Annotated in this window: 14 protein-coding genes; 12 read left to right on the forward strand and 2 right to left on the reverse strand. The window is 68.2% G+C overall.

Annotated elements, in window-relative coordinates; all coding sequences use genetic code 11:
• Positions 1 to 15: 15 nt before the first annotated feature.
• The 3 genes from LC407_RS05850 (at position 16) to LC407_RS05860 (ending at position 1,979) form a co-directional block, all read left to right on the forward strand.
• Positions 16 to 453 (forward strand): YeeE/YedE family protein, encoded by a 438-nt coding sequence (locus LC407_RS05850; RefSeq protein WP_140227064.1) that lies wholly within the window; start codon positions 16 to 18, stop codon positions 451 to 453.
• The gene (locus tag LC407_RS05855; RefSeq protein ID WP_025874860.1) at positions 450 to 863 is read left to right on the forward strand and encodes a DUF6691 family protein; all 414 of its coding nucleotides are present in this window, start codon (positions 450 to 452) and stop codon (positions 861 to 863) included. Before LC407_RS05850 ends, LC407_RS05855 begins: the two co-directional genes overlap by 4 nt.
• A 63-nt stretch (positions 864 to 926) precedes the next feature.
• Entirely contained in the window at positions 927 to 1,979 is a 1,053-nt protein-coding gene (locus LC407_RS05860) for a linear amide C-N hydrolase (RefSeq protein WP_223482399.1), read from the forward strand.
• Here LC407_RS05860 and LC407_RS05865 read toward each other — a convergent pair.
• Positions 1,976 to 2,758: a DUF6491 family protein gene (locus LC407_RS05865; protein WP_223482400.1), complete on the reverse strand. Its 783-nt coding sequence runs from the start codon at positions 2,756 to 2,758 to the stop codon at positions 1,976 to 1,978. The two genes, LC407_RS05860 and LC407_RS05865, sit on opposite strands and share 4 nt — an antisense overlap.
• A gap of 81 nt (positions 2,759 to 2,839) precedes the next feature.
• Between LC407_RS05865 and LC407_RS05870 the strand changes: the two genes are divergently transcribed.
• The 6 genes from LC407_RS05870 (at position 2,840) to thrC (ending at position 9,673) form a co-directional block, all read left to right on the forward strand.
• Positions 2,840 to 3,559, forward strand: a complete 720-nt coding sequence (locus LC407_RS05870) for an AraC family transcriptional regulator (protein ID WP_223482401.1) — start codon at positions 2,840 to 2,842, stop codon at positions 3,557 to 3,559.
• A 67-nt stretch (positions 3,560 to 3,626) separates the two neighbouring features.
• The gene (locus tag LC407_RS05875; protein WP_088100681.1) at positions 3,627 to 4,577 is read left to right on the forward strand and encodes a DMT family transporter; all 951 of its coding nucleotides are present in this window, start codon (positions 3,627 to 3,629) and stop codon (positions 4,575 to 4,577) included.
• 138 nt (positions 4,578 to 4,715) lie between these two features.
• Positions 4,716 to 4,853 (forward strand): hypothetical protein, encoded by a 138-nt coding sequence (locus tag LC407_RS05880; protein ID WP_164745120.1) that lies wholly within the window; start codon positions 4,716 to 4,718, stop codon positions 4,851 to 4,853.
• Positions 4,854 to 4,938: 85 nt separating this feature from the next.
• Positions 4,939 to 7,443, forward strand: coding sequence for a bifunctional aspartate kinase/homoserine dehydrogenase I (gene thrA / locus LC407_RS05885; RefSeq protein ID WP_080148954.1), 2,505 nt, complete (start codon positions 4,939 to 4,941; stop codon positions 7,441 to 7,443).
• Entirely contained in the window at positions 7,440 to 8,354 is a 915-nt protein-coding gene (locus LC407_RS05890) for a homoserine kinase (RefSeq protein ID WP_223482402.1), read from the forward strand. The genes thrA and LC407_RS05890 overlap by 4 nt, the downstream gene beginning before the upstream one ends.
• Positions 8,355 to 8,383: 29 nt before the next feature.
• Positions 8,384 to 9,673 carry a threonine synthase gene (gene thrC / locus LC407_RS05895; protein ID WP_223482403.1) on the forward strand — a complete coding sequence of 430 codons (1,290 nt, stop codon included), beginning with the start codon at positions 8,384 to 8,386 and terminating at the stop codon, positions 9,671 to 9,673.
• Positions 9,674 to 9,922: 249 nt separating this feature from the next.
• On the opposite strand, the gene LC407_RS05900 is transcribed toward thrC, so the two are convergent.
• Entirely contained in the window at positions 9,923 to 10,675 is a 753-nt protein-coding gene (locus LC407_RS05900) for a helix-turn-helix domain-containing protein (protein ID WP_033830968.1), read from the reverse strand.
• Positions 10,676 to 10,814: 139 nt separating this feature from the next.
• Here LC407_RS05900 and hisS point away from each other — a divergent pair, with 139 nt between their 5' ends.
• The 3 genes from hisS to LC407_RS05915 all read left to right on the forward strand — a co-directional run bounded on the left by hisS (position 10,815) and on the right by LC407_RS05915 (position 12,978).
• Entirely contained in the window at positions 10,815 to 12,212 is a 1,398-nt protein-coding gene (hisS, locus tag LC407_RS05905) for a histidine--tRNA ligase (RefSeq protein WP_223482404.1), read from the forward strand.
• A 23-nt stretch (positions 12,213 to 12,235) separates the two neighbouring features.
• A complete protein-coding gene (locus LC407_RS05910) occupies positions 12,236 to 12,505 on the forward strand; it encodes a hypothetical protein (RefSeq protein WP_154880186.1) in 270 nt (89 codons plus the stop codon).
• 164 nt (positions 12,506 to 12,669) lie between these two features.
• Positions 12,670 to 12,978, forward strand: coding sequence for a YerC/YecD family TrpR-related protein (locus tag LC407_RS05915; protein WP_223482405.1), 309 nt, complete (start codon positions 12,670 to 12,672; stop codon positions 12,976 to 12,978).
• The last annotated feature ends 24 nt before the right edge of the window (positions 12,979 to 13,002 follow it).

The raw sequence follows: 13,002 nt of genomic DNA on the forward strand, positions 1-13,002 counted from the left end.
GCAGAGGGGCAGGGCATGAACCTGCCATGGGCGGCAATTGCAGGCGGCGGCCTGATCGGTGCGTCGGCGGTGCTGCTGCTGGCCACGCTCGGTCGGGTGGCGGGCATCAGCGGTATCGCTGCTGGCGCCGCTGCCGCGCCGCGCGGTGATCGTGTTTGGCGCTGGGCTTTCCTGCTCGGACTGATGTCGGCGGCGGCAGCGGTGTTGAGTTGGCAGGCGGGTGCAGGACAACCACCACGCGCCTTGCTGCGCGACGCGCTGCCGGCCTGGCAATTGATCGCTGCCGGTGTCCTGGTGGGCCTGGGTACGCGGCTGGGCAACGGCTGCACCAGCGGCCACGGTGTCTGTGGCCTCGCCCGTGGATCGCGGCGATCGCTGGTGGCGGTGCTGGTGTTCATGGCCTGCGCGATGCTCACCACGTTCCTGCTACGTCACGGCGGAGGCCTGGCATGAGCCGCAGGTTGTGGGCGGCAGGTGTGGCCGGCGGCCTGTTCGGTGCCGGCCTCGCGCTGGCCGGCATGACGGATCCGCGTCGCGTGCTGGGGTTCCTCGATGTGGCTGGCGACTTCGATCCCACGCTGGCCTGGGTGCTGGCGTCGGCGCTGCTGGTCAGCGCACTGGGTCAATTCTGGCTGCGGCGTCGGCAGCGGCCATGGTGCGCCGAACGTTTCGAGCTGCCGGCGGCGCAGGCTGTCGACACGCGGTTGCTGCTGGGTGCGGCGCTGTTCGGTGTCGGCTGGGGCTGGGTCGGCTATTGCCCAGGGCCCGCGCTGGCCGCGTTGGCGGTGGGCGCGCGCGAAGCCCTGTGGTTCGTGCCAGCAATGGCTGCCGGTTTCTGGCTGCATGATCGCTGGCTACGCTGAGGCTTCACGTTCGTCTCACCGTTGCGGGGTTCAGATCACCTTTCCCGGGGAACGGAGGACGACATGGCACGGATGAAATGGAAAGGCGGCGCGTTGCTGGCGGCGGCACTGGCGACGGCGGCAACGCCGGCGATAGCCTGCACGCGCGCGGTGTATCTGGGCGACAACGGCGATGTCATCACCGCCCGCTCGATGGACTGGAAAGTGGACGTGGCCACCAATCTCTACGTGTTGCCGCGTGGCATTGCGCGCACCGGAAAGGCGGGGCCGGGGTCGATCGCCTGGACTGCACGCTACGGCAGCGTGGTGGCCACCGGCTATGACATTTCCACCACCGATGGCATGAACGAGAAGGGCCTGGTCGCCAACCTGCTGTGGCTGGTCGAGTCGGAGTACCCGGCCCAGCGCAGCGGCAAGCCCGGCCTGTCCATCTCGTTGTGGGCGCAGTACGTGCTGGATAATTTCGCGACGGTGGAAGAGGCGGTGACCGCGCTGCAGCGCGAACCGTACTCGATCGTCACCGACAAGGTGCCGGGCGAGGACCGCCAGGCGACGCTGCACCTGTCGCTGTCCGACGCCACGGGTGACAGCGCGATCGTCGAATACATCGGCGGGCGCCAGGTGATCCACCATGATCGGCGCTACCAGGTGATGACCAATTCGCCGATCTTCGACCAGCAGCTGGCATTGAACAGCTACTGGCAGCAGATCGGTGGCACGGTGATGCTGCCGGGCACCAACCGTTCGGCCGACCGCTTCGCGCGGGCCTCCTTCTACATCAACGCGATTCCGAAAGCGGAAGATCCGGTGGAGGCGCTGGCCAGTGTGTTCAGCGTGATCCGCAACGTGTCGGTACCGTTCGGCATCACCACGCCGGGCGAGCCCAACATCTCGTCCACCCGCTGGCGTACGGTCGCCGACCACAAGCGGCGCCTGTATTTCTTCGAGTCGGCACTGACGCCCAACACCTTCTGGGTCGACCTGACCAAGGTCGATTTCGGCGGAAAGGTGCTCAAGCTCGATCTCGGCCGTGACCAGCGCAATACCTTCGCCGGCGATGCACTGGGCCATTTCGTGCCCAGCGCACCGTTCACCTTCCTCGGCGTCGACGGCTAGTTCGACGCCTGGCTGGAGGCCGGGTAGACCGCCTGGATCGTGCAGGCGCCGCGGCGGGTGAAGCGGGGCAGCGGCGCCACCGCGTCGCTGCGCTCGTCGAAGCTGGCGAAATCGGCCGTAACCACGCGGTCGCCGGGGTTGCCGCAGATCAGGCCGTTCTGCATGCCGGATTGGAAGCTCAATTCCGGTGAGCGGTCGAGCTGGAGGCAGTGGCTGCCCAGTTCAACACGGTAAAAGCGATGGCCGCCGCTACGCAGCGGGTTGGTTTCCACCAGCATGCCCTGCGTGTCGGACGACCAGCCGCGCACATTGCGGGTGGCGAAGCAGTACGAGGCCGAGCCGCCGAAGCCGCGACGGACGTCCTTGCGTTGGCGGATCGTCAGGGCGGGCAGGGTGGCCGTGCGCAGGCTGTCGCTGTCGCGGGCCACGCTGGCATAGTCGCGGGCCTGGACCGGGGTGACTGCACTGACGGCACAGCTGTGGCCATCGACCACAACGCGCTCGCTGGGACGACCGCAGGCCCAGCCGGCGGGTGCTTCCAGCTTCAACGTGGTGGCTGTGCGGACGCCGGGGCAATCCTCGGCGAAGTCGATGCGATAGGCTTGGCCGGAGGCGGCACGCAGCGCGATCGAGCGCGGTGATGCCTGCTCCACTTCCTGGACGCCGACAGCGTCCATGCAGTGCGGGGCCGGTGGCATGCGTTCCTGTGCCGAAGCCGTGGCGGTGAGCACCAGCGCGAGGCTGGCGGCCAGTACCATGGATGCGTGCCTGTAAGTCATGTCCTGCACTCCCTGCGTTGGATGACGGGCCGACTATAGCAGCGGTTTGCACGGCAAGTGTTACACGCGCAGACTGCTCGGATGGGCGCCATCTTCCATCTACGGCACTACGGTCAGGCCACCGGCCTGGATCGCCACGGCTATGCGCAGTGGGTGCTGCCGCTGCAGGGTGAGCTGCAGTTCGAGATGGAGGGCAGGGGCGGCCGTCTTGACCTGCTGCAGGGGGCATTCGTGGCGGCCGGCGAAGCGCACGACCAGATGGCCGAAGGTCCCAACGGTTTCGTGATTGTCGACTGCGGGCCGGGTGTGCTCGATGACGCGACCCAGGAGCACCTGTGCCGGCAGCGCTGGCTGCATCTCCCGCTGTCGCTGCGGCAGCGGCTTGCCCAGGTGCAGACGGGCCGGCCTGTGCCAGCGCTGCTGCCGGAACTGCTGCGGGTCTTCGCGCCTGCCGGTAGTGGTGCGCGCCTGCAGGGCCTGTGCGCTGCGGTCGAGGCGATACCGGGGCAGGCATGGTCGGTAGCGCGCATGGCTGCCTTTGTCGGCATCAGCGAAAGCCGCCTGCATGCGGTGTTCCGGCGTGAGTTCGGGCTCAGCCCGCAGGCGTGGCTCAGTGCCAGCCGCTTGCGCTGGGCCAAGCACCAGTTGCGGGTCAGCCCGGCATCGATCAGCGATATCGCACTGGCCGCAGGGTATTCCGAGCAGAGTGCACTGACCCGTGCGCTGCGCCGCGAATGCGGGCAGACGCCGGCGGCATGGCGGCGAGCCACACCCAACGCTGCGGAAGCGAACCGGCAGTAGCCTCGGTCAAGACCGGCCGGCAAGGGGCCGCTTACACTGCGCGGCCCGTTCTTGCTGTGATCCTGCAATGCGCAACAACCCGATTGCCCTGGGCATCGCCAATGGCATCGCCGCCGGTGCGCTGTGGGGCGTGGTCTTCCTCGCGCCCGCCGTGTTGAGCACGTTCAATGCCCTGCAGCTTTCCGCCGGCCGCTATCTGGTCTATGGCCTGATCGCCGTGGTCCTGCTGCTGCCGCGCTGGAAGCGGCTGGCGCCGATGCTCGGTCGCGCTGAGTGGATCGGCCTGTTGTGGCTCAGCCTGGCCGGCAACCTGGTGTACTTCCTGCTGTTGGCCACGGCGGTGCAGTGGGCCGGTGGCGCCGCTGCTTCGTTGATTGTCGGCCTGATTCCGGTCGTGGTCACCCTGGTGGGCGTGCGCGAGCAGGGTGCGGTGCCGTTGAAGCAGCTGCTGCCGGCGCTGGCGCTGTGCGTGCTCGGCGTAGCGATGGTCGGCTGGGAGGCGCTGATGTCCGAGCATCTGGGCACGCCTTGGCGGCAACGCCTGATCGGCCTGCTGTGCGCGTTCGGTGCGTTGTTCTCGTGGGCGCTGTATTCCATCGGCAACAGCCGCTGGCTGTCGCGGCGGCCCGACCTTTCCAGCCACGACTGGTCACTGCTGACCGGCGTCACCACCGGCGGGTTGTCGCTGCTGCTGGTGCCGATGGCGTTCAGTGGACACAACCAGGCGCATACGGCTGCGCAATGGGGTGGGTTCTGGGCCATCAGCGCCGGCGTGGCGGTGGTCGCCTCGATCCTCGGCAATGCGTTCTGGAACCGGGCCAGTCGCCTGCTGCCGCTGACCCTGACCGGGCAGATGATCGTGTTCGAGACCCTGTTCGCGCTGCTGTACGCCTTCGCCTGGCAGCGGCGCTGGCCCAGCCTGCTGGAACTGCTGGCGATCGTGCTGCTGGTGGGCGGGGTGCTGCTGTGCGCGCATGCGCATCGCACGCCGCGCGCAATCACCGAACATGTCGGCTGAATCGACGCACTGAGGGCGACGATCACCTGTTGGTCTCAGTTGCAACCAAATGCCGGCACGTTGGCCGATGATCGCCGCAAAGAAATATTGCGCCGCAACACTTGACAGCAACCATCGCGGCGGTGTTTTCTGTAGCACATGGTCCTTGATGCCGCCAACGCCCGCCTGATCGCCCCCGCTACCGCGGGCCGTTCGACTGCGCCGGTCGCCATCACCACCACCATTACCACCACCACCGTCACCACTGCCCTGGTGCGGCCCGTCGTCTTCGTGTAACTCCCGAAAACAACGGCCCCGCACCATCCAGGTGACGGGGAAACTCGACCACCTGCATGCGACGGGGCCTCCAACCGAGGTCTGCATGTCTTCCATCGCTCCCGCCCATTCGCCTGCCGCGTCCGCACTGGCCGCGCCGTCCACTGTCGTGCACAAGTTCGGCGGCACCTCGGTGGCCGACGCCGAGCGCTATCGCCATGTCGCCGGCCTGCTGCTGGCCCGCCCCGAGTCGTTGCAGGTCAGCGTGGTCTCGGCCATGAAGGGGGTTACCGATGCGCTGATTGAACTGGCGCACCTGGCAGCCCAGGGCGATGCCGGTTGGCAGGAGGCGTGGCATGCGCTGCGCGCGCGGCATCGGGGTGCCGCGGTAGCGCTGCTGGGTGAGCAGGTGGGCGATACCGTGGACTGGATCGATGCACGCTTCGACCAGTTGGCCGAGGTGCTGGCCGCGCTGGCGGTGATCGGCGAACTGCCACGCGAGGTGCTCGACCGCGTGCAGGGCCTGGGCGAAGTGTTCTCCGCACAGTTGCTTGGTACCCACCTGCGCGCGCTGGGCGAGGACTGCGCGGTGCTGGATGCACGCGATGTGCTGGTGGTCGGCCACGGCGAACTGGGCGTGGATGTCGACTGGGATGCCAGTGCCGGCCGCCTTGCCGCGTGGCGGCTGCAGCACCCGCAGTCGCGCGTGGTCGCCACCGGTTTCGTCGCCCGCGACCGCCAGGACCGCGTCACCACGCTGGGCCGCAACGGCAGTGACTACTCCGGCGCGATCTTCGCCGCACTGTTCGCCGCCGATGAACTGCATATCTGGACCGACGTCGACGGCGTGCTGTCGGCCGACCCGCGGCTGGTGCCGGAGGCCGTGCAGCTGCACGCGCTGAGCTACGACGAGGCCTGTGAGCTGGCCTATTTCGGGGCGAAAGTGGTGCATCCGCAGACGATGTCACCGGCGATCCGGCTGGGCCTGCCGATCTTCATCCGCAATACCTTCCAGCCCAGCCATCCGGGTACGCGGATCAGCGCCGAGCGCTCGCCACGTGGCCCGGTGAAAGGGCTGACGCTGAGCACGGATCTGGCCCTGCTGAACCTGGAAGGCACCGGTCTGATCGGCGTGCCGGGTACCGCCGAACGGGTGTTCGCCGCGCTGCGCCAGGCACAGGTCTCGGTAGTGATGATTTCGCAGGGGTCTTCCGAACATTCCATCTGCTGCGTTGTCCGTGCGGGTGAAGCGGCGCGCGGTCGCGATGCCGTGGTGCAGGCGTTCTCGCACGAGCTGGCCGCCGGCCAGGTGCAGCGCGTGCAGGTCAGCGAGGGCGTCAGCGTGCTGGCCGCCGTGGGCGATGGCATGGCGGGCCAGCCGGGTGTGGCCGCACGGCTGTTCGAATCGCTGGGCCGGGCGCAGGTGAACATCCTGGCGATCGCGCAGGGATCTTCCGAACGCAACATCTCGGTGGCGGTGGCAAGCGCCGACGCGACCCGCGCGCTGCGTGCCGCGCATGCCGGGTTCTGGCTGTCGCCGCAGACGTTCGCGGTGGGGGTGATCGGTCCGGGCAATGTTGGCGCTGCGCTGCTGGACCAGCTGCTGGCGGCGCGCCCGCAGTTGCTGGCCAAGGCCAATGTCGATCTGCGCCTGCGCGCGCTTGCGTCACGCTCGCGCATGCGCCTGGAGGCCGATGGCCTGCATGAAGACTGGCGCCAGGCGCTGCAGGACGCCGGCCAGGCCAGCGATCTGGACCACTTCACCGAGCACCTGCTGGCCGCGCATCTGCCGCACGCGGTGGTGATCGACTGCAGTGGCAGTGCAGAGGTTGCCGAGCGCTATGAAGGTTGGCTGGCCGCCGGCATCCATGTGGTGACCCCGAACAAGCAGGCTGGCGCCGGTCCGCTGGCACGCTACCAGCGCATCCGCGCGGCGGCGGCGGCCAGTGGTGCGCGCTTCCGCTACGAGGCCACGGTGGGTGCCGGCCTGCCGGTGATCACCACGCTGCGTGACCTGGTGGATACCGGAGACGAAGTGTTGGCGATCGAAGGCATCTTCTCCGGCACGCTGGCCTGGCTGTTCAATCGTTTTGACGGCAGCCAGCCGTTCTCGGCACTGGTCGCGCAGGCGCGCTCGATGGGCTACACCGAGCCGGATCCGCGCGACGACCTGTCCGGTGTGGATGTTGCGCGCAAGCTGGTGATCCTGGCCCGCGAGGCCGGTCACGCGCTCAGCCTGGAGCAGGTGCAGGTGGAGAGCCTGGTGCCGGCGTTGCTGCGCGAAGGAAGCGTGGACGATTTCATGGCCCGCCTGGGTGCCTCCGATGAGGCGCTGCTGGCCCGGCTGCACGATGCCCGCCAGCGCGGTGCGGTGCTGCGCTATGTCGCGCGGCTGGGGCCGGATGGCGCGTCGGTCGGGTTGCAGGAGCTGCCGGCCGACCACGCGTTCGCCAACCTTCGGCTGACCGACAACGTGGTGCAGTTCCGTACCCGCCGCTACTGCGACAACCCGCTGGTGGTGCAGGGCCCGGGCGCGGGCCCGGAAGTCACCGCTGCCGGCGTGTTCGCCGATCTGCTGCGGGTGGCGGCCGGCGAAGGAGCGCGGCTGTGATCGCACGCGCTTTCGCACCCGCATCGGTGGCCAACGTGGCGGTCGGCTTCGACATCCTCGGCCACGCCATCGCCGGTATCGGCGATACGGTGAGCGTGCGCCGCATCGACGAACCGTTGGTGCGCATCGATGCGATCCGTGGCAGTGCGGTCGAACTGCCGCTGGATGCACCAGGCAATACCGCCGGCGCCGCGCTGATCGCACTGCGTGCAGCGCTGGGGCTGGGCTTCGGTTTCGCCATCGAGATCGACAAGGGCATTCCGTTCGGCTCCGGCATGGGCGGCTCGGCGGCCTCCTGCGTGGCCGCGCTGGTGGCAGCCAATGCACTGCTGGACATGCCGCTGCCGCGCGAGGCGCTGTATCCGTTCGCACTGGATGGCGAAGCCGTGGCCAGCGGTGGCCGCCATGGTGACAACGTCGGCCCGCTGCTGCTGGGCGGCGTGGCGCTGTGCACGGCTGATCGCCTGGTGCCGATTCCGGTACCGGCCAGCTGGCACAGCCTGCTGGTGCATCCGCATGCGGTGCTGGAGACCCGGCGGGCACGACAGGCGCTGCAGGGCAGCTATGCGCTGGGCGAATTCGTCGCGCAGAGTGCCCACCTGGCGCTGGTGTTGAGCGGTTGCCATCGCAGCGATGCCTCGCTGGTGCGCGCCGGCCTGCGCGATGTGCTGGTGGAACCGCGGCGGGCGGGCCTGATCGTGGGCTTCGACGCGGCACGCGATGCTGCACTGGCCGCCGGCGCGATGGGCGCGGGCATTTCCGGCGCCGGGCCCAGCGTCTTTGCCTGGTTTGAAGATGCCGACCAGGCGCGCGCGGCAGCGCAGCCGGTGCGTGCGGCGTTTGCCGCTGCCGGCTTCGACAGTGATGCCTGGATCTCGCCGCTGGATGCACCCGGAGCCTGCTTGTGCTGAATCCTTCCTCCCTACCGGATATCGACCTCATGCAATTCGTTTCGACCCGCGGCCAGTCGCCGGCCGTTGGACTCAGTGCGGCCATCGCTGCCGGTCTCGCCCCCGATGGTGGCCTGTACGTACCGGAGGTGCTGCCGGCGCCGCGCGCGCTGCAGGCCGGTACGAGCCTGGCCGATACCGCCGCTGACCTGCTGGCGCCGTTCTTCGCGGGCGATGTGCTGGCCGAGGCCTTGCCATCGATCTGCCGTGAGGCCTTCGATTTCCCCTTGCCATTGCGCGCGCTGCGCAACAGCGGTGACCATGTGCTGGAGCTGTTCCATGGGCCGACGGCGGCGTTCAAGGATATCGGCGCGCGCTTCCTCGCCGGTGTGCTGTCGCGGCTGCAGACCGGCAAGGGCCGCGATCTGACCATCGTCGTGGCCACCTCCGGTGACACCGGTGCAGCCGTAGCGGCGGCCTTCCATCGGCAGCCCGGTGTACGCGTGGTGGTGCTGTATCCCGATGGGCGGGTGTCGCCGCGACAGGCGCACCAGCTCGGCTGCTTTGGCGACAACATCCAGGCGCTGCGGGTGGCCGGTTCGTTCGATGACTGCCAGGCGATGGTGAAGCAGGCGCTGGCCGACCGCGATCTGCAGGCACAGGTGCCGCTGAGCTCCGCAAACAGCATCAGCCTGGGCCGGCTGCTGCCGCAGATGAGCTATTACGCGCACGCAGCGCTGGGCCATCATGCGCAGCATCAGCGGCGCTTGAACCTGGTGGTGCCGACCGGCAACCTCGGCAATGCGATGGCGGCAGTGCTGGCGCGCGCGCTGGGCGTCCCGATCGGGCAGATCGTGCTGGCCACCAACGCCAACGCGGTGCTGCCGCGCTATTTCAGTGGCGACCCGTACCAGCCAGCGGCCAGCATTGCGACCGTGGCCAACGCCATGGATGTCGGCGCGCCCAGCAACTTCGAGCGGCTGCGCTGGCTGTACCAGGGCGACGATGCCGAGCTGCGGGCGGCGTTCCGCGCGTTCGCAGTGGATGACGTGACCATCCGCGCGACCATCGCCAGCGCCCATGCCAGCGACGGTGAACTGTTCTGTCCGCACACGGCCACGGCGGTGAAGGTGCTGCAGGATCTGCGCGCCGGTGGCGCCAAGGGTGACTGGGCGGTGGTTGCTACCGCGCACCCGGCGAAGTTCGAGGCGGTGGTGGAACCGTTGATCGGCGAAGCAGTGGCGGTGCCGCCGGCCTTGGATGCATTGCTGCAGCGTCCGGCGCATGCCGAGCCATTGGCGGCGGACTACGCGGCATTGCGTGAGGTGTTGTTGCGTTGATGGAGGCGCCTGCGTGGTTGCCGGCCAGCGGCCGGCACTACCAGAAGCACGCATCACGGGTAGTGCCGGCCGCTGGCCGGCAACCGCAGATGTCACCAATCGATCATGGTAGTGCCGGCCGCTGGCCGCCAATCGCAGAGGTCACCAATCCATCATGGTAGTGCCGGCCGCTGGCCGGCAACCGCAGATGTCACCAATCGATCGGGGTAGTGCCGGCCGCTGGCCGGCAAGCCGATACTGATCGGGCGCTCAGCCCTGCACGTCACCGGCCAGCGTGCGCAGGCCATCCTCGTCGAGGATCTCAACCACGTTCAGATGGGGCAGGGCGATCAACCCCTGCTGGCGCAGCTTGGTGAAGGTGCGGCTGACCGTCTCCATCGTCAGGCCCAGATGATCGGCGATGTCGCCGCGGCCCATCGGCAGGGAGACGCGCAGGCCATCTCCGCCCAGCTTGGCCTCGCGCGCGGCCAGGCGAAGCAGGAAATCAGCGAGTTTTTCCGCCGGTTGCAGGCGTGCCAGCGCCAGCGCGGCATCCTGTGCGGCGTCCAGCTCCTGGCAGGCGCGCTGCAGCAGCTTGCGCTCCAGGTGCGGATAGCGGGCGCGCAAGCCCTTCATCTGCGGCAGGGCAACGCGGCACACGCGGCTGTCGGCGATGGCCTCGATGTCGTAGCGATGGTGGTCGCTGCCGCTCAGGCCCAGGTAATCGCCAGGCAGCACGAAGCCATTGATCTGGCGACGGCCATCGGCAAGCGTGCGCACCAGCCGCAGCGCGCCACCGGTCAATGTATAGACATGCTGGCGCTCTTCGCCGCTGCGGGCGAGAGTGCTGCCCATCGCCAGCTGCTGCGACACGGTCACCTGTTCCAGCGCCTGCACCTCATCGGGCGACAGCGCAGAGCACACCGCCAGGTGGCGTACCGAGCAGTGCAGGCAGTCCAGCGTGGCGCAGGACGGCGCGGCGGGGTCGTTGGTGGCGGGCGGAGCGCCGGAAGGCCGGGACATGTTGCGTGGGCGTATCGCGGGCGGGGGAGGGCTTTATGATACTTCAAGCGGCCGTTGGACCCCTTATCTGCGGCTGAGCGATGCGGGGCGCTAGAATGTCGCCCCCTCCCACGTCCCCGATTCCGCAGGAGCTCCGCCCGTGATCAAGCCCCGTACCCCGCCCGGCACCCTTGAACTGCTGCCGCGCGAGCAGATTGCGTTCCAGCGCATGCTGGACGTCATCCGCCGCAACTACGAGCGCTTCGGGTTCCTGCCGGTGGAGACGCCGGTGTTCGAGCTGTCCGATGTGCTGCTGACCAAGTCCGGCGGCGAGACCGAGCGCCAGGTGTATTTCGTGCAGTCCACCGGCGCGCTGGCCAACGCTGCTGAATCCGGCGATCGTTCGCTGCCGGAGATGGCGCTGCGCTTCGACCTGACCGTGCCGCTGGCGCGTTACGTGGCCGAACACGAACACGAGCTGACCTTCCCGTTCCGCCGTTACCAGATGCAGCGCGTGTACCGCGGCGAGCGCGCCCAGCGCGGCCGCTTCCGCGAGTTCTACCAGTGCGACATCGACGTGATCGGCAAGGACAGCCTGAGCGTGCGTTACGACGCCGAAGTGCTGGCGGTCATCCATGCGGTATTTGCCGAACTGCGCATCGGTGACTTCAGCATCCAGTTGAACAACCGCAAGCTGCTGCGCGGCTTCTTCGAAAGCCTGGGCGTGGCCGAGGGCGAACGCCAGCTGGCAGTGCTGCGCGAAGTGGACAAGCTGGACAAGCGTGGCCCCGACTACGTGCGCGAGACGCTGGTGGGCGAGGGCTTCGGCATTCCGGCCGAACAGGTCGAGAAGATCCTGGCCTTCGTCGCCGTGCGTTCGCAGGGTCATGCCGATGCGCTGGCACAGCTGGCAGCGCTGGAAGAAGGTGCGGGTTCCTCGGAGATCCTGCGTGCCGGCGTGGCCGAGCTGCGCGAAGTACTGCAGCTGGTGCAGGCACTGGGCGTGCCGGAAAGCGCGTACTGCCTGAACTTCTCCATTGCACGTGGCCTGGATTACTACACCGGCACGGTATACGAGACCACGCTGACCGACCACCCGCAGATCGGGTCGATCTGTTCCGGTGGCCGTTATGAAGACCTGGCCAGCCACTACAGCAAGTCCAAGCTGCCGGGCGTGGGCATTTCCATCGGCCTGTCGCGCCTGTTCTGGCAGCTGCGCGAAGCTGGCCTGATCGAGGGCATCGAGGCCAGCAGCGTGCAGGCGCTGGTGGCGCTGATGGACGAGCAGGGCATGCCGCAGTCGCTGGACATCGCCCGCCGCCTGCGCGCCGGTGGCATCAACACCGAAGTGCAGATGGAGCCGAAGAAGATCGGCAAGCAGTTCCAGTACGCGGCCAAGGCCGGTATCCGTTTCGTGGTGCTGGCTGGCGAAGACGAGCTGGCGCGCGGCGTGGTGGCGGTGAAGGACCTGCTGCGCGAGCAGCAGTTCGAAGTCTCCCGTGATGAACTGGCCAGCACCCTGCAGGTGGAACTGGAGCAGTCGCGGGTCATGCCGTGACGCGTGCCGCTGCAGGAACACTGATGCTGTTCCTGCTGGCGGCATGCCAGAGCGATCCGGCGTTACGCAGCACCCGGATCGGCCCTGCGAATTACCAGCTGGTGGCTGATCGCTGCCATGTGATGGATCGAGCGCAGCTTGAGCAGGATCTGCAGGCCCTTGCCGAGCGGGCGTGCCCGGGCCGGGCAGGAGCGCTGCAGAACCTGCAGCCTCGTCCCAGCCGGCAGGGCAGCCTGTTCGGTGAATGCCTGCGGCGCGGCGCGCTGCAGGCAGAGGTCCGCTGCCTGCCCTGATCGAAGCCCTGTCCATTGCCGCATCCGAACGCCCACCGCCCGGTGGGCGTTTTCGTTTCCGCTGCCTGAACGGGCCTGGCGGAACCTGGCCGTGCCTTTGACGCGACGTGCAAGAATGCGTTAATGTACTAACACGCTATTACATTGATGCAAGAGCCCCGCCCGTGAAAGCCCGCCCCGACATTGCCGCCAAAGACCCGCAAGCCGACCTTGAATCCCTGGCCCAGGCCTTTGCCGCGCTGCGCGAGCCGGAGCAGGTGGTCGCCTTCCTGCGTGACCTGTGCACGCCGGCCGAGCTGGAAGCCATGGCCGACCGCTGGAAGGTGGTGCCGCTGCTGCAGCAGGGCGTGCCCTATCGCGAGATCCACGAGCGCACCGGCGTCAGCGTGACCACCACCGGACGGGTGGCACGCACGCTCGAGCATGGCCATCGAGGCTATGCCGCCGCTGTCGACCGCCTTGCTTCGCGCTGATCCGCGCCCCGTTCCAGACTTCGA

It is taken from the genome of Stenotrophomonas sp. OVS01A, assembly GCF_019969775.1.
Classification (GTDB): Bacteria; Pseudomonadota; Gammaproteobacteria; order Xanthomonadales; family Xanthomonadaceae; genus Stenotrophomonas; species Stenotrophomonas indicatrix.

Bases quoted from the DNA above. Each gene is read 5' to 3' on its own strand.
- LC407_RS05850 (WP_140227064.1), top strand. From the start codon at position 16: ATGAACCTGCCATGGGCGGCAATTGCAGGCGGCGGCCTGATCGGTGCG.
- LC407_RS05855 (WP_025874860.1), top strand. From the start codon at position 450: ATGAGCCGCAGGTTGTGGGCGGCAGGTGTGGCCGGCGGCCTGTTCGGT.
- LC407_RS05860 (WP_223482399.1), top strand. From the start codon at position 927: ATGGCACGGATGAAATGGAAAGGCGGCGCGTTGCTGGCGGCGGCACTG.
- LC407_RS05865 (WP_223482400.1), bottom strand. From the start codon at position 2,758: ATGACTTACAGGCACGCATCCATGGTACTGGCCGCCAGCCTCGCGCTG.
- LC407_RS05870 (WP_223482401.1), top strand. From the start codon at position 2,840: ATGGGCGCCATCTTCCATCTACGGCACTACGGTCAGGCCACCGGCCTG.
- LC407_RS05875 (WP_088100681.1), top strand. From the start codon at position 3,627: ATGCGCAACAACCCGATTGCCCTGGGCATCGCCAATGGCATCGCCGCC.
- LC407_RS05880 (WP_164745120.1), top strand. From the start codon at position 4,716: ATGGTCCTTGATGCCGCCAACGCCCGCCTGATCGCCCCCGCTACCGCG.
- thrA (WP_080148954.1), top strand. From the start codon at position 4,939: ATGTCTTCCATCGCTCCCGCCCATTCGCCTGCCGCGTCCGCACTGGCC.
- thrC (WP_223482403.1), top strand. From the start codon at position 8,384: ATGCAATTCGTTTCGACCCGCGGCCAGTCGCCGGCCGTTGGACTCAGT.
- LC407_RS05900 (WP_033830968.1), bottom strand. From the start codon at position 10,675: ATGTCCCGGCCTTCCGGCGCTCCGCCCGCCACCAACGACCCCGCCGCG.
- LC407_RS05910 (WP_154880186.1), top strand. From the start codon at position 12,236: ATGCTGTTCCTGCTGGCGGCATGCCAGAGCGATCCGGCGTTACGCAGC.